The sequence below is a fragment of the Kitasatospora sp. NPDC004531 genome (assembly GCF_053602195.1).
Window position 1 is genome coordinate 33,080 of sequence record NZ_JBSGDD010000056.1, and the last position, 18,081, is coordinate 51,160.

Genomic DNA, 18,081 nt, shown 5'->3' on the forward strand with positions numbered 1-18,081 from the left:
GGGTCCCCCACAGCAGAAGCCGAAATCCTCGGGGACCAGCGTAGGGCAACGACCGGCGACGTTCAGGGGCACGGGGGTACCCGACCGACCCCCGTCCGGCCGGGTACCGACACCGCGTCAGCGGCGGCGCACCGCCGCGGCCAGCGCCTCCGCCACCCGCACCTGCTGCCCCTCGGTGAGCTGCGGGAACAGCGGCAGCGTGAGCAGCTGCCCCGCCGCGCGCTCGGTGACCGGGAACGCCCCTTCCGCGTGGCCGAGTTGGCGGAACGCGGGCTGCAGGTGCACCGGCACCGGGTAGTGCACGCCCGCGCCGATCCCCGCCTCCTGCAGGCGCTCCAGCACCCCGTCCCGGTCGCGCTCCACCCGCACCGCGTACAGGTGCCACACGTGCTCGTTGCCCGGCAGGGTGCGCGGCAGCGTCACACCCTCCAGCCCGCCCAGCAGCTTGTCGTACCGCTCGGCCGCCGCCCGCCGCGCCTCGTTCCAGGCCGGCAGCCGCCGCAGCTTGCTGCGCAGCACCACCGCCTGCAGGGCGTCCATCCGCGAGTTGAACCCGAACCGCTCGTGCACGTACTTCTTCGCCGACCCGTGGTCGCCGATCAGCCGCACCGCCGCCGCGATCCCGGCGTCGTCCGTCACCACCGCCCCCGCGTCGCCGTACGCCCCCAGGTTCTTCCCCGGGTAGAAGCTCGTCGCCGAGACCCGCCCCCAACTCCCCGACACCCGCCCGTGCCGTGCCGCTCCCTGCGACTGCGCCCCGTCCTCCACCACGGGCACGCCGTCGGCGGCCGCCAACACCTGTTCCATCGGCGCGAGTTGACCGTTCAGGTGCACCGGCAGCACCGCGACGGCGCCCTTCGCCCGGTCCGCCACCTGCTCCACATCGATCAGCAGGCACTCCTCGTCCACATCCACCAGCACCGGCCGCAGCCCCGCCCGCACCACGGCCTCCGCCGTCGCCACGAACGTGTTCGCCGGCAGCACCACACCGCCCCCGGGCTCCAACTCCAGCGCCCTGAGCGCCATTTCGAGCGCGTCCGTGCCGTTCGCCGTCCCGACGGCGTGCCCCACCCCGCAGAACGCCGCGAACTCCTCCTCGAACGCGGCCACCTCCGGGCCCTTGACGAAGGCCCCACTCGCCAACACCGCCTCGAAGCCCACCCGAACCTCGTCGGCGATCTCCGCATGCGCGGCATGCAGATCGACCAAAGGAATGTCACTCACGTTGACCTAGCCTCCAAGTAAAGGGGGGGCGAAACCGGGGGCGCGGAAAGGCTGCGAAACCGGGGGCGCGGGGAACTGCGCGAAGCGGAAGGAACTCGTCGGAAAGATCGCGTCGCAGAGAACGACCTGCACGTGCGGGCGCCACGACCACTCAGAGCGCTCCCTTCAACGCCCCCACCACCCGCACCTGCTCCCCCTCGCTCAACGAGTGATACAGCGGCAGGATCAACGTCCGCGAAGTCAGCAACTCCGTCACCGGCAGCGGAACCCGCGCAGACCCCTTGTACGGAGCCTCCAGGTGCGCCGCCATGATCCCCCGCCGCGCCGAGACCCCCTCCGCCGCCAGCGCGGCGAGCACGTCCCCGCGCTCCGGCGCCCCCTCCGGCAGCAGCACCCACAGCGACTGGAAGTTGGACGTCCCGTGCGCCGGGTCCGCGACCACCCGCCCGCCGAGCTCCTCGCCCAGCAACTCCCGGTACCGTGCGGTGAGTTCGCGCCGCCGGGCGACCATCGCCGGCAGCTTCCCGAGCTGCACCAGCCCGATCGCCGCCTGCACGTCCGTCATCCGGTGGTTGAACCCGATCTCGTCGTACGTCTCCAGCACGGCCGCCCCGCCCGCCCCGGCGTGCCGGTCGGCGGCCGAGACGCTCATGCCGTGCTCCCGCAACCGCCGCAGCCGGGCGGCGAGTTCGCCGTCCTGGCAGGTGACCATGCCGCCCTCGCCGGTGGTGAGCAGCTTGCGCGGGTGGAAGGAGTACGCCGCGATGTCCGCCCCGGCGCCGGCCGGGCGGCCGCGGTAGACGGAGCCGGCGGCGCACGCGGCGTCCTCGACGACGGCGATGCCGAGCGGCCCGGCCAGTTCCTTGACGGCGTCCAGGTCGACGGGGACGCCGCCCTGGTCGACGGCGATCACCGCGCGGGTGCGGCCGGTGAACAGCGGGGCGACGGTCTCGGGGGTGAGGTTGCCGGTGGCCGGGTCGACGTCCGCGAAGACGGGGGTCGCTCCGACGTAGGTGACGGCGTTGGCGGTGGCGATGAAGGAGAACGACGGGACGACGACCTCGTCCCCGGGGCCGACGCCGGCGCCGAGCAGCGCCAGGTGCAGGGCGGTGGTGCACGAGGAGACCGCGACGGCGTGCGGCACGCCGACGGCCTGCGCGAACGCCCGCTCGAACGCGGCGACCCGGGGGCCCTGCGCGACCCACCCGGAACGGACGGCCTCCGCCGCTGCCTCGGCCTCTTCCTCGCCGAGCCACGGGATCATGACGGGGATGGTGGACATGGGTTGAGCTCCTTCGCTAGGTCGCGCCCACGTGCGGGTCACTCGTCCTGCCGCGCTCCGTCCGACGTCACGCGCCGGTGGCGTCCTGCCACCACGCGACGAGCTTGCGCAGCCCGTCCGTCAGGCCCAGCTCCGGCTTCCAGCCCAGGTCCCGTTCGGCCGCGGAGATGTCCGCGAGCCGCCGGACCACGCCGCCGGCGGTGTCCCGCGCGGGGCCGTGCTCCACGTGGAGGTCCGAGTCCATCGCCTCCAGCAGGGCGTCGGCGAGCCCGCGCAGCGACACCTCGGTGCCGGAGGCGATGTTGTAGACCCGGTCCGTGACGGGCGCGGCCGCGGCGAGCAGGTTGGCCCGCGCGATGTCCTCGGTGTAGACGAAGTCCATGGTCTGGGCGCCGTCCCCGAAGATCAGCGGCGGCTGCCCGGCGGCGATGCGCTCCATCCAGCGGATGAAGACCTCGGTGTACCGCCCGTGCACGTCCATCCGGGGCCCGTACACGTTGAAGTACCGCAGCGCGACGTAGTCCAGGCCGTACATGGCGTGGAAGCTCCGCAGCAGCCCCTCGTTGAAGACCTTGGCGGCCCCGTACAGGGTGTCGTTGTGGTACGGGTGCTGGCTCTCCGGCGTCGGGAAGACGTCGGCCAGCCCGTAGACCGAGGCCGTGGAGGAGGCGATCACCTTCCGCACGCCGGTCTCGGCGGCGGCCTCCACCACGTCGAACGTCCCGTCCACCATGATCTCCAGCGCGAGCCGGGGTTCGGCGGCGCACTGGGTGATCCGGATCGCGGCGAGGTGGAACAGCGCGTCGGCGCCGGGCGCGAGGAGTTCGCGCAGCAGCGCCCGGTCGCGGATGTCGCCGTCGACGATCCTCAGCTGCCCGGGCGCGGCCAGCTCCCGCGCGCGGGCCAGGTTCTCGACCCGCCCGCGGACGAAGTTGTCGAGCACCACGACTTCCCGGGCGCCGGCCTCGATCAGCTGGTCGACGACGGTGGAGCCGATGGTTCCGGCGCCGCCGGTGACCAGGCAGCGGGAGCCTTCCAACACAACGGCGGCGGTCATCGGACGGTGGCCCTCTCCTGCACGGGACGCTGACGGGCGGTGGGTTCGACGGGGACGGTCGCGCCGCCGAGTTCGAGGCTGAGCGAGGCGGCGTGCAGCAGGCGCAGCACGCGCAGGCCGGCCCGGCCGTCGGTGAGCGGGGCGCGGCCTTCGGCGATCGCGGCGGCGAACTCGGCCATCACGTTGCGCAGCGCCTCCTGCTCGACCAGCGCGGGGGCGACCATGTCGCCGACCCGGTAGGAGATCAGGGCGCGGTGGCGGATGGCGTCGGTGAGTTCGTCGGGCGGGGTGAGGTCGACGCCGCGGTCGTGCACGGCGAGCCGGGCCTGCGGGTTGAGGTCGTCCCAGACCAGGGTGCGGCGGGAGCCGCCGATCAGGGTCGTGCGGACCTTGGTCGGGGAGAGCCAGTTGACGTGGCAGTGGGCGAGCGCGCCGTTGGACAGCCGCAGCGTCAGGTAGGCGACGCAGGCCCGCCCGGCCCCGATCGGGTCGGCGGCCTGGGCGCTGACGCCGACGGGTTCGACGCCCGGCGGCAGCACGAAGTCGAGGATGGACAGGTCGTGCGGGGCGAGGTCCCACAGCACGTCCACGTCGGGTTGGACGAGTCCGAGGTTGATCCGGACCGAGTCGAAGAACTGGACGTCGCCGATCTCGCCGCCGTGCACCAGCTCGCGGATCCGGCGGACCACGGGGGTGTAGCAAAAAGTGTGGTCGCACATCAGGACGAGCCCGCGGCTCTCGGCGAGGGCGACCAGGTCGGCGGCCTCCTCGACGGTGGTGGTGATCGGCTTCTCCACCAGGACGTGCTTGCCGGCCTCCAGGGCGGCCCGGGCCAGGCGGTGGTGGGCGCCGGCGGGCGTGGCGATGGCGACGGCCTGCACCCGCTCGTCGGCGAGCACCTGCTCGAAGGAGGTGGTGGCGGCGACGGTGGAGTACTCGCCGAGGACCTTGCGGGAGCGTTCCTCGTCCAGGTCGCACAGCCAGTGCAGGTGCAGGGCGGCGGTCTGCTGGGCGTTGCGGACCAGGTTCGGGCCCCAGTAGCCGGCGCCGATGACGGCCAGTCCGATGCGCCTGTCGGGTTCCGGTTCGGTGCTGCCCGGTGTGGGCACGTGTTCCCCAGGCGCCTCGTGCGCCACGACGTTCGACCCCATCGCAAGACCCCCCTTGCCGCCGCGTCGCTCGAACGGTACCGGCCCGGCCGACTCCGCCGAGGCACAATCGGAAAAACCGGTGAACGCCACCAGGGGCGCGCAGGACGGGAGTTGGACCCTCCGTATGCGCCGGTGCGCCCCCGTGTCGCACCCCGGCGCGGCGCATGTCTTAACGGTTTGGCAGGCTGGACGCTTCGGGGTGAGGATTCACCGTCAGTCAGCAGACCCCCGGCAGCGGAGAACTGCCGGTGCGCCGCACAACGTCGAGGAGCAGTCATGGACCAGTCGGGCCCCCCGCCCGTGTTGCGCCACCAGCGCGACAGCCTGCTTCCCGCGGTGGCGGCGGCGCTGATGCTGCGCGGCGGCGAGGTGCACACGCTGGCCGGCGAGAAGTCCGACCTGGCGCCGATGCTGCACCCGCTGGTGGGCGAGTTCCTGGCCGCGCTGCCGCTCGACAAGCGCGAACGCTTCCTCGGGCGCTGCCCGGAGCCCGCGCTGCTGTCGCAGGTCCTGGGGCAGGTCGACTCGTCCCGCTCGAAGCGGGCCGCGCGCAAGCCGATGACGGTGCAGGAGGCCCGCAAGGCGCTCAAGGGGGCCCGGATGACCACGGTGCGGATCCGCGAGGAGGGCGACCCGGCGCACGGCACGCACGCGCCGCCGTGCCGCTCCTGCGCTCCGCTGCTGGATCATCTGAACGTGACCGTCGTCGCGGTCGGGCCGCCCGGCCGCTGACACCGCCGCCGAGCCTCCCCGTCCCCCAGCCACCGGAGCACGTCCTGAACACCAGCACCGTCCGCACCCAGCCCCGTTTCCCGGCCGACGTGGCCGCCGCCCTCAAGCAGGCCGGCTGGCACCCGGGCCGCTGGGAGATCCGCCAGGCCGAGCAGTGGGCCGACGCGATGGTCGCGTACGGCGGGCCGCTGGAGCCGCAGCACTCCGTCTTCCCGGCCGCGATCGAGGCCTGGGCCGAGTTCGGCGGCCTGGCCTTCGACGTCCCGGGCCCGGGGCGCACGCTGGCCCGCACCTCGTTCCTGCTCGACCCGCGCTGCGGCCTGCACGCCCCGCGCACCCTCGCCGACCTGGGCCGCGCCCTCGACACCCGGCTCGCCCCGCTCGGCGAGGAGCTGTACGGACAGGCGCTGCTGGCCATCGACGAACAGGGGCGCGTCTACAGCCTCGACCACACCGGGGAGTGGTTCCTCGGGCACAGCGTTGACCAGGCGCTGGCCACCCTGGTGCTCGGCCTGGCCCCGCACCGGCTGCGCACCGCCGAGGCCTGACCGCCGCTCAGGCCAGCGGCTCGACGACCATCCGCAGCCGCGACGGCAGCACCGCCTCGACCCGGAACCCGCCGTCGCCCTCCGGCCCGGCGTGGAACATCCCGCCCAGCGCCAGCACCCGCTCGCGCATCCCCACCAGCCCGTTGCCGCCGCTCGGCAGCGCCACCGGCAGCGCCGCCCCACCCGGGCAGTCGTTCACCACCGACACCCGCACCCCGTTCGGCACGAACGCCAGCAGCACCGCGACGCGCGCCCCGCCGGCGTGCTTGTGCGCATTGGTCAGGCCCTCCTGCACCACCCGGAACGCGGTCTGCTCGGCCTCCGCGACATACCCCTGCCGCTCGCCGCTGACGGTCAACGAGACCGCCATGCCCGCCGCCCGGGACTGCTCCACCAGCTCCGGCAGCTCCCCCAGCCCGCCCACCGGCGCCTCCACCGGGTCCTGCGGCTCCGTCATCCGCAGCACCCCGAGGATCTCCCGCAGCTCGTCCAGCGCCTGCCGGCCGACCTCGCCGATCAGCTTCGCCGACTGCTGCGCCTTCGCCGGGTCCTTCGGGACGATCCGCTCCACCGCTGCCGCGTGCACCACCATCAGGCTCACCCGGTGCGCGACCACGTCGTGCATCTCCCGGGCGATCCGCGTCCGCTCCTCCACCCGGGCCCGCCACGCCCGCTCCCGCGCCTGCTCGGCGAGCAGCGTCAACTCCGTCTCCAGACCCTCCGCCCGGTCCCGCAGCGACTCCACCAGCCGCCGCCGCGCCCCCACGTACAGGCCCGTCACCACCGGCGCGACCGCCATGCCGACCGCGACGAACGCCGACACGATCACCAGCACCCAGCCCGGCGGCACCGACTCCGGCGGCGGCGTGGGCGACGGGGCCGGCGCGAACATCGCGAACAGCACCATCCCGAACGTCTCCACCGTCGCGACCGCCGCCAGCCCCACCACCCGGGCCCGCCGCGACGGCCACTCCCACGTCGCCGCCAGCGTGTACAACGACACCAGCAGCAGGATCACGCCGAAGAAGCCCGGCACGAACACCAGCGCCACCACCACCGGCAACGCGGGCCACCGGCGCCGCACCACCAGCGAGACACCGGCCAGCGCACCCAGCACCACCGCGATCACGGCTGCCGCGAGGCCCAACTCCAGCCGGATCCTGACCAGTCCGTACGCCCCGGCCGCACACTCCACCGCGGCCGCCAACGCCAACGCCACATCAAGCGCCGCGCCACGCCTCCGCGCCCACCACCACAGGCCGTCCCCCGCCGGCTTCTTACTCATGACCGACACCTTACGCAGTGCGGGTGAAACCAGAGGGAGCACCACCAGGGGCGCGTGGGGGCACCTCCCGGCCCGCTAGGGCTGGGGGAGAACTGCGCGAAGCGGAAGGCACCCCACCGCCAAGATCGCGGCGCAGGACAATGACCTGCACATGATCGCGACCTTCCGGACGTGACTTGCGCTTGTCGCGCAGTTCCCCGCGCCCCTGTCGGTGCGCTCCCAGGTCCGCGCCCATCTGCGTCTCCGCCCCCTGTCCGCCATCCGGCCACCTCTCCGTCCTGGCACCGGGTGCCACCTATGCTGTTGCCCGTCGGACAGCGCGGTCCGCACCCGTCACCCGCACTGCGGTGATGGCAGAGCCGTTGCCGAACACCCCCACCACCACAGGGAGCCAGCCGTGACCGCTCCGGACTACCCGTCCCCGACCGCCGACCAGGCCGCCGAGAATGCTGCGTTGCGTGCGGACATCCGCCGCCTCGGTGATCTGCTGGGCGAGACTCTCGTGCGTCAGGAGGGCCCGGAACTCCTGGGCCTGGTCGAACAGGTGCGCCTGTTGAGCCGGACCGACGGCGAGGCGACGGCCCAGTTGCTGGCGGAGATCGACCTGCAGACCGCCGCGAAGCTGGTGCGCGCGTTCTCCACCTACTTCCATCTCGCGAACGTGACCGAACAGGTCCACCGCGGCCGCGAGTTCGCGTCCCGCCGGGCCCGCGAGGGCTCCGTGCTGGCGCAGACCGCCGACCAGTTGAAGGAGGCGGACCCGAAGCACCTCGCGGACACCCTCGCCAACCTCGCGGTGCGTCCGGTCTTCACCGCGCACCCGACCGAGGCCGCCCGCCGCAGCGTGCTGAACAAGCTGCGCCGGGTCGGCGAGCTGCTGGAGCGGATCCACCGCGAGCAGGCCGCGACCGGCCAGGTCGACAGCGCCCGGCAGACCTCGGCCCGCCGCCAGGCGGACCGCCGGCTGGCCGAGGTGATCGACCTGCTGTGGCAGACCGACGAGCTGCGGATCGCCCGCCCGGAGCCCACCGACGAGGCCCGCAACGCCGTCTACTACCTGGACGAGCTGTACCGCGAGGCGGTCCCGGCGGTGCTGGAGGAGCTGCACGAGGAGCTCGCCCGGGTCGGCCTGACCCTGCCGGAGGGCGTGCGCCCGCTGACGTTCGGCACCTGGATCGGCGGCGACCGCGACGGCAACCCGAACGTCACCCCGCAGGTCACCTGGGACGTGCTCAACCTGCAGCACGAGTACGGCATCAAGGACGCCCTGGAGGCGATCGACGACCTGCGCGCCTCGCTCTCCACCTCGGTCCGCCTGGCCGGGGCCTCGGAGGAGCTGCTGGCCTCGCTGGACGCCGACCTGGCGCACCTGCCGGAGCTGAGCCCGCGCTACAAGCGGATGAACGCGGAGGAGCCGTACCGGCTGAAGGCCACCTGCATCCGGATCAAGCTGGAGAACACCCGCGACCGGCTGGCCGCGGGCACCGCGCCCACCCCGGGCCGCGACTACGTCGGCACCCGCGACCTGATCGCCGACCTGAAGCTGATCCAGGACTCGCTGCGCGCCCACCGCGGCGGCCTGATCGCCGACGGCCGCCTCGCCCGGGCGATCCGCACCATCGAGGCGTTCGGCCTCCAGCTGGCCACCATGGACGTCCGCGAGCACGCCGAGGCGCACCACCACGCGCTGGGCCAGCTGTTCGACCGGCTCGGCGAGGAGGCGTGGCGCTACACCGACATGCCGCGCGAGTACCGCCAGCGCCTGCTGTCGAAGGAGATGCGCTCGCGCCGCCCGCTGGCCCCGACCCCGGCCCCGCTGGACCCGGCGGGCGCGAAGACGCTGGGCGTGTTCAGCACCATCCGGCAGGGCTTCGAGCGGTTCGGCGACGAGATCGTCGAGTCGTACATCATCTCGATGTGCCAGGGCGCGGACGACGTGTTCGCGGCCGTGGTGCTGGCCCGCGAGGCGGGGCTGATCGACCTGCACGCGGGCATCGCCAAGATCGGCATCGTGCCGCTGCTGGAGACCACGGACGAGCTCCAGCAGGCCGACCGGATCCTGGAGGAGATGCTCTCCGACCCGTCGTACCGGCTGCTGGTGTCGCTGCGCGGCGACATCCAGGAGGTCATGCTCGGCTACTCGGACTCGTCGAAGTTCGGCGGCATCACCACCTCGCAGTGGGAGATCCACCGCGCCCAGCGCCGGCTGCGCGACGTCGCGCACCGGTACGGGATCCGGCTGCGGCTGTTCCACGGCCGCGGCGGCACCGTGGGCCGCGGCGGCGGCCCCTCGCACGAGGCGATCCTCGCCCAGCCGTGGGGCACCCTGGAGGGCGAGATCAAGGTCACCGAGCAGGGCGAGGTGATCTCCGACAAGTACCTGCTGCCGTCGCTGGCCCGGGAGAACCTGGAGCTGACCCTCTCCGCCACGCTGGCCGCGTCCGCGCTGCACACCGCGCCGCGCCAGGCCCCGGAGGAGCTGGCCCGCTGGGACGCCGCGATGGACCGGGTCTCGGAGGCCGCGCACACCGCCTACCGCGCGCTGGTGGAGCAGGAGGACCTGCCGAAGTACTTCTTCGCCTCGACCCCGGTCGACCAGCTGGCCTCGCTGCACCTGGGCTCCCGCCCGTCCCGCCGCCCCGACAGCGGCGCGGGCCTGGACGGCCTGCGGGCCATCCCGTGGGTGTTCGGCTGGACGCAGTCCCGGCAGATCGTCCCCGGCTGGTACGGCGTCGGCTCCGGCCTGGCGGCGGCCCGGGCGGCGGGCCTGACGGACGTGCTCGACGAGATGTACGGGAACTGGCACTTCTTCCGCAACTTCCTGTCCAACGTCGCCATGACGCTGGCCAAGACCGATCTGCGGATCGCCCGCCACTACGTCGAGCAGCTGGTCCCGGCCGAGCTGCGGCACGTCTTCGACCAGATCGTCGCCGAGCACGAGCTGACCCTGCGCGAGGTGCTGCGGCTGACCGGCGAGTCGGAGCTGCTGGAGCACAACGAGGTCCTGAAGCAGACGTTCACCGTCCGCGACGCCTACCTCGACCCGATCTCCTACCTGCAGGTGGCGCTGCTGCGCCGCCAGCGCGAGGAGGTCGCCCTCGGCCGCCCCGAGGACCCGCTGCGGGCCCGCGCCCTGCTGCTGACCGTCAACGGCATCGCGGCCGGCCTGCGCAACACCGGCTGACCGGCCCGGAAGGCACCACGAGGTCCGCTCCCCGCGGGGAGCGGACCTCGTCCGTTTCCGGCAGGGTCGCTAGGCCTTGCGGCGCTTGCGCAGCCAGGTCGCCGCACCGCCGGCCACCACCACCAGGCCGCCGCCGACGGCGTACACGCCGGCCGAGCCGACGGAGCCGGTCGGCGGGGCGAGCTTGGCCGCGGCCGGCTCGGGGGTGACGGTGCTGACGGGTTCGGCGGCCAGCGCGGGCGTCCCGGCCCATCCTCCGGCGGCCAGGCACAGCACAGTGCCGCCGACGACCTTGCCCACACGCTTCGAGCGGATCACGCTCCATACCCCCAGTGACAGCACTTCAATCCTTGTGCACCGGGACCGACGTTATCCGATTCCGCGCGGGTTCTGACCAACAGTCAGCTTCCACGAGGCAAGCGTTGTCCGAATGTTGTGTACGGAGGGTGGTCGGCGCCGGTCAGGAGTTGTAGTTCTGCTGGGCGCGTTCCAGGCCGTCGGCGAGCAGCGCCTCGACGGCGTCCGCGGAGCGGTCGACGAACCAGTCGAGGTCCTTGCGCTCGGTGGACGAGAAGTCCTTGAGCACGAAGTCGGCGACCTCCATCCGGCCGGGCGGGCGGCCGATGCCGCAGCGCACCCGGTGGTAGTCGGGGCCGAGCGACTTGGTGATCGACTTCAGGCCGTTGTGGCCGTTATCGCCGCCGCCGAGCTTGAGCCGCAGCGCCGAGTAGTCGAGGTCGAGTTCGTCGTGGACGGCGACGATCGCCGAGGCGGGCACCTTGTAGAAGTCGCGCAGCGCGGTCACCGGGCCGCCGGAGAGGTTCATGAAGCTCATCGGCTTGGCCAGGATCGCCCGGCGGCCGGACAGCCGCCCCTCGGCGACCTGGGCGCGGCTCTTGTGGGCCTTGAACTTGGCGCCCATCCGCTGGGCCAGCAGGTCGACCACCATGAAGCCGATGTTGTGCCGGTTGCGGGCGTAGCCGTCGCCGGGGTTGCCGAGGCCCACCACCAGCCAGGGGCCGTCGTACTCGCTCATGCCGCTCCTCACGCGGGTGTCGTTGCGTCGTCCATCATCCCGGACACGCCGCTGCCCCGGCCGCCCGCACGGATGCGGGGGCCGGGGCAGCGGTCGAATGATCCGCGGGGATCAGGCCTCGACGGCAGCCTCTTCGGTGCCCTCGGCCTCTTCCTCGGTGGCCTCGGGGGCCTGGGCGCCGATGACCTGCAGGACGACGGCGTCGGCCTCGACGGCCAGCGAGACGCCGGCCGGCAGGGCGATGTCGCCGGCGGTGATGGCGGCGCCGGCCTCCAGGCCCTCGACGGAGACGGTGACCGACTCGGGCAGGTGGGTGGCCTCGGCCTCGATCGGGAGGGCGTTCAGCACGTTCTCGACCAGGTTGCCGCCGGGGGCCAGCTCGCCCTCGGTGTGGACCGGGATCTCGACGGTGACCTTCTCGCCGCGCTTGACCAGCAGCAGGTCGACGTGCTCGATGGTGCGCTTGATGGCCTCGCGCTGGACGGCCTTCGGCAGCACGTACTCGTCCTTGCCGTCGATCGGGACGACCAGCAGGGCGTTCGGGGTCTTCAGGGCCATCATCAGGTCGTGGCCGGGCAGGTTCAGGTGAACCGGGGTGTGGCCGTGGCCGTAGACGACACCGGGGACGAAGCCGGCGCGGCGGGCACGACGGGCGGCACCCTTGCCGAACTCGGTGCGGGACTCAGCGGCGATGCGGATCTCGGACACGACTGCACTCCTCGAAAATGCGCAGGGGTGCAGGAACGACAGAACCGCCGGGCCACACCCTCAAAGACGTTTGGGGGGACACTCGGCGGTTCGATCAAAGCGCATCGTTCTCGCGCGTCGATCACGGAGCACCGAATTGGGCATCCCTCGCCGAGCAGTCTCCCAAGACTAACCGGGCGGTGGCGCGGACGTGAAATCGGCCCCCGGTTCCGACGGGGAACCGGGGGCCGATCAAGGGTCTGACAAGGGGTCAGCGCCGATCAGATGATCAGTGCACGCCCTCGAACAGGCTGGTCACCGAGCCGTCCTCGAACACCTCGCGCACGGCGGCGGCGATCGACGGGGCGATCGACAGCGTGGTGATCTTGTCCAGCTGGAGCTGGGCCGGGGTCGGCAGGGTGTTGGTGAACACGAACTCGCTGACCCGGGAGTTCTTCAGGCGGTCCGCGGCGGGGCCGGAGAGCACGCCGTGGGTGGCGGCGACGATGACGTCGGCGGCGCCCGCGTCGAACAGCGCGTCGGCGGCGGCGCAGATGGTGCCGGCAGTGTCGATCATGTCGTCGACCAGCACGCAGGTGCGGCCCCGGACGTCACCGACCACCTCGGCGGAGAGGATGGTGTTGGCCTGCGTCATGTCACGGCGCTTGTGGATGATCGCCAGCGGGGCGTCCAGCCGGTCGCACCACTGGTCGGCGACCTTCACGCGGCCGGCGTCCGGCGAGACGATGGTCAGCTTGGACCGGTCGGCGACCCGGTCGCCCACGTAGTCGGCGAGCATCGGCAGCGCGAACAGGTGGTCCACCGGGCCGTCGAAGAAGCCCTGGATCTGCGCGGTGTGCAGGTCCACGGCCATCAGGCGGTCGGCGCCGGCCTGGCGCAGCAGGTCGGCGACCAGGCGGGCCGAGATGGGCTCGCGGCCGAGGTGCTTCTTGTCCTGGCGGGCGTAGCCGTAGAACGGGAGGATCGCGGTGATGCTGCGGGCCGACGCGCGCTTCAGCGCGTCGATCATGATCAGCTGCTCCATGATCCACTGGTTGATCGGAGCCGTGTGGCTCTGGATCACGAAGCAGTCGGCGCCGCGCGCGGAGTCCAGGAAGCGGACGTAGATCTCGCCGTTGGCGAAGTCCAGGGCCTTGGTCGGGACGAGTTCGGTGCCCAGCGAGCGGGCGACCTCCTCGGCAAGTTCCGGGTGGGCTCGACCGGAGAAGAGTTTGAGCTTCTTCTCGCCGGAGGTCGTGATCCCGCTCACTGCACCGTCTCCTCGTGTTATTGCCACTCAGGGTGAGTACGCCGAGGCACGGCCCAGCAGGCCCGATGGCGCACGTATGTACTTCAGGTTACGCGCCCCGGACCGCGGTCGACGGCCGGGGACCTCGGCTCAAGATCCCCGGCCGCCCCGTCCGACTACTCCGCCGAGGACGCCTCGGCGGCCGCGCGGGCGGACGCCGAACCCGGCCGCTTCCGCTCAACCCAGCCCGCGATGTTGCGCTGCTGGGCCCGCGCGACGCCCAGCGAACCGGCCGGAACGTCGTTGGTGATCACGGATCCGGCGGCGGTGTAGGCGCCGTCACCGACCGTCACCGGGGCGATGAACATGTTGTCGGAACCCGTGCGGCAGTGGGCCCCGATGACCGTCCGGTGCTTGTTCACGCCGTCGTAGTTCACTGTGACCGACGCCGCACCGACATTGGTGCCCTCGCCGATCGTCGCGTCCCCGATGTACGACAGGTGCGGCACCTTGGCGCCCTCGCCGAGCTCGGAGTTCTTGATCTCCACGTAGGTGCCGGCCTTCGCCTTCCGGGCCAGCACGGTGCCCGGCCGCAGGTACGCGTACGGGCCGACCGAGCACTCCGGGCCGATCTCGGCGCGCTCCGCCGTGGTGTTGCTCACACGGGCGCCCGCGCCGACCGAGGTGTCGGTCAGCGTGGTGTGCGGGCCGACCTCGCAGCCCTCGCCGAGGTGCGTCGCGCCGTACAGCTGGGTGCCCGGGTGGACCAGCGCGTCCGGCTCGTAGCCGACCTGGACGTCGATCCAGGTGGTGGCGGGGTCGACCACCGTGACGCCGGCCCGCATGGCGCGCTCCAGCAGCCGGTCGTTGAGCAGGCGGCGGGCCTCGGCCAGCTGCACCCGGTCGTTGATGCCGACGATCTCCCGGTGGTCGGCGGCCACCACCGCGCCCACCCGGTGGCCCTCCCGGCGGAGGATCTCCAGGGTGTCGGTCAGGTACTCCTCGCCCTGCGAGTTGTCGGTGCCGACCAGCGACAGCGCGTGCGCCAGCAGCTTGGCGTCGAACGCGAACACCCCGGAGTTGATCTCGTCGACCGCCAGCTGCTCGGGGGTGGCGTCCTTGTGCTCGACGATCGCGGCGACCGCGCCGTCCGCGCCGCGCAGAATCCGGCCGTAGCCGGTGGCGTCGGGGACGCGGGCGGTCAGCACGGTGACGCCGTTGCCCTGCTCGGCGTGCGCGGCGGCCAGCGCGGACAGCGTGCCGCCGGTCAGCAGCGGGGCGTCGCCGGTGGTGACCAGCACGGTGCCGTCCAGCTCCACGCCGTCGGCGGCCAGCGCCTCCAGCGCGGTGCGCACCGCGTGGCCGGTGCCGAGCTGCTCGGCCTGCACGACGGGGCGGGCCGCCGGGTAGTGCTCGGCCAGGTGCGCCTGCACCAGCTCGCGCAGGTGGCCGATCACCACCACCAGCTGACCGGGCGTCAACTCCTGTGCGGCGGACACCGCGTGGCCCACCAGTGAGCGGCCGCAGATCTCGTGCAGCACCTTCGGCAGGGCCTTGGACTTCATCCGCGTACCGCCCCCGGCGGCGAGCACGATCACGGCAGCTGGCTGGTTGGCACTCACGCGGAAGAACTCCTCGGTCGATGCGGGGTGAGGGTGCACCGAGAATACCGAGGCGGGATGGACGGAAAACGACCGAAACGGTCCGACGGGCTCCGCCGCTAGGATTCGAACCCAGACAAAGGCCTCCAAAGGGCCCTGTGCTGCCATTACACCACGGCGGAAAAGCGCGGCCGTGCCGCGCCCAGCACAGCCTAAGGCTTGACGGCCCGTAGCTCCACCACCTTCCGCGAAGCACACGAACGACGCTCCGGCTCCCGGCCGCCGTCCGGCGGGAATCCCGGCGGCGAACACCGCGACACGTCCGCGCACAGGCCTTCCGCCTACCGTCCCCGCGTACCTACGATGCCGTAGGTTACGGAAACGTAGGTATCCGCTGGCACCACCCTCCTCCCCCAAGGGACGCGCCATGAGCATCCAGGCCGGGCGGGCGCCGTCGAGCGCCGCCGAGGACCTCCTCCCCCGACTGTCCGCCACCAGGGGCGGCGAGAAACAGGGCGCCCTGGAACGGGCCACCCTCGTCCTGTTCATCGCGGTGCCGTTCCTGGCCCTGCTGGCCGCCGTCCCCCTCGCCTGGGGCCGGGGCCTGTCCTGGCTGGACGCCGGTCTCGCCGTCGCCATGTACTTCCTCACCTGCCACGGCATCACCGTCGGCTTCCACCGCTACTTCACCCACAGCGCCTTCAAGGCCAACCGGCCGCTGCGGCTGGCCCTGGCCGTGGTCGGCTCGCTCGCCGTCGAGGGCCCGCTGGTGCGCTGGGTCGCCGACCACCGCAAGCACCACCGCTTCTCCGACAAGGAGGGCGACCCGCACTCGCCGTGGCGCTACGGCGAGAGCCTGCCCGCCCTGCTCAAGGGCCTGTGGTGGGCGCACATGGGCTGGATGTTCGACGAGGAGCAGACCCCGCAGCTCAAGTACGCGCCCGACCTGGTCCGCGACCCGGCCATAAGGCGCATCTCCCGGCTGTTCTGGCTGTGGACGACCCTCTCGCTGGCGCTGCCCGCGGTGATCGGCGGCCTGGCCACCTGGAGCTGGCAGGGCGCGCTGTCCGCGTTCTTCTGGGGCTCGCTGGTGCGGGTCGCGCTGCTGCACCACGTCACCTGGTCGATCAACTCGATCTGCCACGCCGTCGGTTCACGCCCGTTCAAGTCCCGCGACCGGTCCGGCAACGTGTGGTGGCTGGCCGTGCTGTCCTGCGGCGAGTCCTGGCACAACCTGCACCACGCCGACCCGACCTCGGCCCGGCACGGCGTCCTGCGCGGCCAGGTCGACTCCTCGGCCCGGATCATCCGCTGGTTCGAGCAGGCGGGCTGGGCCACCGACGTCCGCTGGCCGGGTGCGGAGCGGATCGCCGCCCGCCGCGCCGCATGAGGCAGCGCCTACAGCATGATGGAGGGGTGAACGGGACCAACGGAGACAGCGCCGGCCATCAGCAGCCTTCGCGGCGCGGCGGGGGCAAAACTGGCGGCCGGGTACGGATGACCGGCAAGCAGCGACGCGAGCAACTGCTGGAGATCGGCCGGGCGGTCTTCGCCGAACGCGGCTACGACGGCACCTCGGTGGAGGAGATCGCCGAACGCGCCGGGGTCTCCAAGCCGGTGGTCTACGAGCACTTCGGCGGCAAGGAGGGCCTGTACGCGGTGGTCGTCGACCGCGAGATGCAGCTCCTGCTGGACATGGTCACCGGCGCGCTCACCGGCGGACACTCCCGCGAGCTGCTGGAACAGGCCGCGTTCGCGTTGATGGACTACATCGACACCTCCACCGACGGCTTCAAGATCCTGGTCCGGGACTCGCCGGTGGCCCAGTCCACCGGCTCCTTCGCCTCGCTGATCAGCGACATCGCCACCCAGGTCGAGGACATCCTCGGCCTGGAGTTCAAGTCCCGGGGCTTCGACGCCAGGCTGGCGCCGATGTACTCGCAGATGCTGGTCGGCATGGTGGCGCTGACCGGCCAGTGGTGGCTGGAAGTGCGCAAGCCCGCCAAGGCGGAGGTCGCCGCCCACCTGGTCAACCTCGCCTGGCACGGCCTGGAGGGCCTGGAGCGGCACCCGAAACTGGTCGGCGACCGCAAGAACTGACCGGCCCGGCCCCCGCCACCGGGGCCACCGGGCCGACACGCACGACAGGGGAACCCGTTGGCGGTCTTCCTGCTGGCCCTCGGCGCGGCCTGCTGCCTCGGACTCGGCTTCGTCCTGCAGCAGCACGCCGCCCAGCGCGCCCCCAGCGGCGACCTGCTGCGCTGGCGGCTGCTGCTCGACCTGATGCGGATGCCCGACTGGCTGCTCGGCATCGCCTTCATGATCGCCGGCCAGGCGCTCTCCGCGCTGGCCCTCAGCCAGGGCGAAGTCACCCTGGTGGAACCGCTGTTGGCCACCAACCTGGTCTGGGCGATGCTACTGGCCCGCCGGATCACCGGCACCCGGCTCGGCCGCTCCGGCTGGATCGGCGTCGCCCTGATCGGCCTCGGCGTCACCGCGTTCATCGCCGCCGGACAGCCCGGAGGCGGCGGCCCCGGCGTCGGGCCGCTGCGCCAGTGGCTGGTCATCGGCACCGTCGCCGGGCTCGCCCTGCTGCTGGTCTCGGCGGCCCGCCGCCTCCCGCTGTTCGAGGAGGCCACCCTGCTCGCGCTGGCCGCCGGCCTGCTCTACGGCCTCCAGGACGCGCTCACCCGGGCCACCTTCGACCTGATCGACGAGCACGGCGTCGCCCCCGCGTTCGTCTCCTGGCAGCCGTACACCGTGATCGCCATCGGCGTGGTCGGACTCCTGCTGGTCCAGTCCGCGTTCGAGGCCGCCCCGCTGCGGATGTCGCTGCCCGCCCTCACCGCCGCCCAGCCGCTGGCCGGCATCGCCTGCGCCGTCGGCTTCCTCGGCGACCGGGTCCGGATCACCCCCGGCGCGCTGGCCTGGCAGAGCGCCGGGATGGCCGCGATCGTGGTCGGCGTGGTGGTGCTGGGCCGCCACCCCGCGCTGCCCGGCAGCAAGTGAACCGTCAGTTCTTCACGGCCACCGCGAAGACCCGGC

16 protein-coding genes and 1 tRNA gene are annotated in these 18,081 nt (G+C 72.6%); 6 read left to right on the forward strand and 11 right to left on the reverse strand.

The genetic code is table 11. The features are described 5' to 3' along the window. Positions 1-117: 117 nt before the first annotated feature. From ACWEMJ_RS21840 to ACWEMJ_RS21855, 4 genes are all read right to left on the reverse strand, one after another. Entirely contained in the window at positions 118-1,224 is a 1,107-nt protein-coding gene (locus ACWEMJ_RS21840) for a DegT/DnrJ/EryC1/StrS family aminotransferase (protein ID WP_452138754.1), read from the reverse strand. A 151-nt stretch (positions 1,225-1,375) separates the two neighbouring features. Beyond that, positions 1,376-2,506 carry a DegT/DnrJ/EryC1/StrS family aminotransferase gene (locus ACWEMJ_RS21845; RefSeq protein WP_452138755.1) on the reverse strand — a complete coding sequence of 377 codons (1,131 nt, stop codon included), beginning with the start codon at positions 2,504-2,506 and terminating at the stop codon, positions 1,376-1,378. 67 nt (positions 2,507-2,573) lie between these two features. Then, the gene (locus tag ACWEMJ_RS21850; RefSeq protein ID WP_452138756.1) at positions 2,574-3,563 is read right to left on the reverse strand and encodes an NAD-dependent epimerase/dehydratase family protein; all 990 of its coding nucleotides are present in this window, start codon (positions 3,561-3,563) and stop codon (positions 2,574-2,576) included. Continuing rightward, a complete protein-coding gene (locus ACWEMJ_RS21855; RefSeq protein ID WP_452138757.1) occupies positions 3,560-4,672 on the reverse strand; it encodes a Gfo/Idh/MocA family protein in 1,113 nt (370 codons plus the stop codon). Before ACWEMJ_RS21855 ends, ACWEMJ_RS21850 begins: the two co-directional genes overlap by 4 nt. A gap of 318 nt (positions 4,673-4,990) precedes the next feature. Here ACWEMJ_RS21855 and ACWEMJ_RS21860 point away from each other — a divergent pair, with 318 nt between their 5' ends. Together ACWEMJ_RS21860 and ACWEMJ_RS21865 are read left to right on the forward strand one after the other, a co-directional pair. After that, the gene (locus ACWEMJ_RS21860) at positions 4,991-5,446 is read left to right on the forward strand and encodes a YwqJ-related putative deaminase (protein ID WP_452138758.1); all 456 of its coding nucleotides are present in this window, start codon (positions 4,991-4,993) and stop codon (positions 5,444-5,446) included. A gap of 89 nt (positions 5,447-5,535) precedes the next feature. Continuing rightward, entirely contained in the window at positions 5,536-5,994 is a 459-nt protein-coding gene (locus tag ACWEMJ_RS21865; RefSeq protein WP_452138759.1) for an SUKH-3 domain-containing protein, read from the forward strand. A 7-nt stretch (positions 5,995-6,001) separates the two neighbouring features. On the opposite strand, the gene ACWEMJ_RS21870 is transcribed toward ACWEMJ_RS21865, so the two are convergent. Then, positions 6,002-7,279, reverse strand: coding sequence for a sensor histidine kinase (locus ACWEMJ_RS21870; protein WP_452138760.1), 1,278 nt, complete (start codon positions 7,277-7,279; stop codon positions 6,002-6,004). 397 nt (positions 7,280-7,676) lie between these two features. Between ACWEMJ_RS21870 and ppc the strand changes: the two genes are divergently transcribed. Continuing rightward, on the forward strand, positions 7,677-10,463 hold the full coding sequence (gene ppc, locus ACWEMJ_RS21875) for a phosphoenolpyruvate carboxylase (protein ID WP_452138761.1): 2,787 nt from the start codon (positions 7,677-7,679) through the stop codon (positions 10,461-10,463). 69 nt (positions 10,464-10,532) lie between these two features. Here the strand turns inward: ppc and ACWEMJ_RS21880 are convergent, their stop codons facing one another. The 6 genes from ACWEMJ_RS21880 to ACWEMJ_RS21905 all read right to left on the reverse strand — a co-directional run bounded on the left by ACWEMJ_RS21880 (position 10,533) and on the right by ACWEMJ_RS21905 (position 15,218). Continuing rightward, entirely contained in the window at positions 10,533-10,781 is a 249-nt protein-coding gene (locus tag ACWEMJ_RS21880) for a hypothetical protein (protein WP_452138762.1), read from the reverse strand. 142 nt (positions 10,782-10,923) lie between these two features. Beyond that, a complete protein-coding gene (gene pth / locus ACWEMJ_RS21885; protein WP_452138763.1) occupies positions 10,924-11,499 on the reverse strand; it encodes an aminoacyl-tRNA hydrolase in 576 nt (191 codons plus the stop codon). A 111-nt stretch (positions 11,500-11,610) separates the two neighbouring features. Continuing rightward, entirely contained in the window at positions 11,611-12,207 is a 597-nt protein-coding gene (locus ACWEMJ_RS21890; protein WP_452138764.1) for a 50S ribosomal protein L25/general stress protein Ctc, read from the reverse strand. Positions 12,208-12,475: 268 nt separating this feature from the next. Next, on the reverse strand, positions 12,476-13,456 hold the full coding sequence (locus ACWEMJ_RS21895; RefSeq protein ID WP_452138765.1) for a ribose-phosphate diphosphokinase: 981 nt from the start codon (positions 13,454-13,456) through the stop codon (positions 12,476-12,478). A 155-nt stretch (positions 13,457-13,611) separates the two neighbouring features. Further along, positions 13,612-15,057 (reverse strand): bifunctional UDP-N-acetylglucosamine diphosphorylase/glucosamine-1-phosphate N-acetyltransferase GlmU, encoded by a 1,446-nt coding sequence (glmU, locus tag ACWEMJ_RS21900; RefSeq protein ID WP_452138766.1) that lies wholly within the window; start codon positions 15,055-15,057, stop codon positions 13,612-13,614. 90 nt (positions 15,058-15,147) lie between these two features. Beyond that, a tRNA-Gln gene (locus ACWEMJ_RS21905) sits at positions 15,148-15,218 on the reverse strand. A 245-nt stretch (positions 15,219-15,463) separates the two neighbouring features. Between ACWEMJ_RS21905 and ACWEMJ_RS21910 the strand changes: the two genes are divergently transcribed. From ACWEMJ_RS21910 to ACWEMJ_RS21920, 3 genes are read left to right on the forward strand one after another with little or no spacing between them, the layout of a single operon-like run. Further along, positions 15,464-16,426, forward strand: a complete 963-nt coding sequence (locus ACWEMJ_RS21910; RefSeq protein ID WP_452138767.1) for an acyl-CoA desaturase — start codon at positions 15,464-15,466, stop codon at positions 16,424-16,426. Positions 16,427-16,452: 26 nt separating this feature from the next. Continuing rightward, positions 16,453-17,136, forward strand: a complete 684-nt coding sequence (locus ACWEMJ_RS21915; protein WP_452138768.1) for a TetR family transcriptional regulator — start codon at positions 16,453-16,455, stop codon at positions 17,134-17,136. A gap of 57 nt (positions 17,137-17,193) precedes the next feature. Continuing rightward, the gene (locus ACWEMJ_RS21920; RefSeq protein WP_452138769.1) at positions 17,194-18,045 is read left to right on the forward strand and encodes a DMT family transporter; all 852 of its coding nucleotides are present in this window, start codon (positions 17,194-17,196) and stop codon (positions 18,043-18,045) included. Positions 18,046-18,081: the final 36 nt, after the last annotated feature.

Bases quoted from the DNA above. Each gene is read 5' to 3' on its own strand.
- ACWEMJ_RS21845 (WP_452138755.1), bottom strand. From the start codon at position 2,506: ATGTCCACCATCCCCGTCATGATCCCGTGGCTCGGCGAGGAAGAGGCC.
- ACWEMJ_RS21850 (WP_452138756.1), bottom strand. From the start codon at position 3,563: ATGACCGCCGCCGTTGTGTTGGAAGGCTCCCGCTGCCTGGTCACCGGC.
- ACWEMJ_RS21860 (WP_452138758.1), top strand. From the start codon at position 4,991: ATGGACCAGTCGGGCCCCCCGCCCGTGTTGCGCCACCAGCGCGACAGC.
- ACWEMJ_RS21870 (WP_452138760.1), bottom strand. From the start codon at position 7,279: ATGAGTAAGAAGCCGGCGGGGGACGGCCTGTGGTGGTGGGCGCGGAGG.
- pth (WP_452138763.1), bottom strand. From the start codon at position 11,499: ATGAGCGAGTACGACGGCCCCTGGCTGGTGGTGGGCCTCGGCAACCCC.
- ACWEMJ_RS21910 (WP_452138767.1), top strand. From the start codon at position 15,464: ATGAGCATCCAGGCCGGGCGGGCGCCGTCGAGCGCCGCCGAGGACCTC.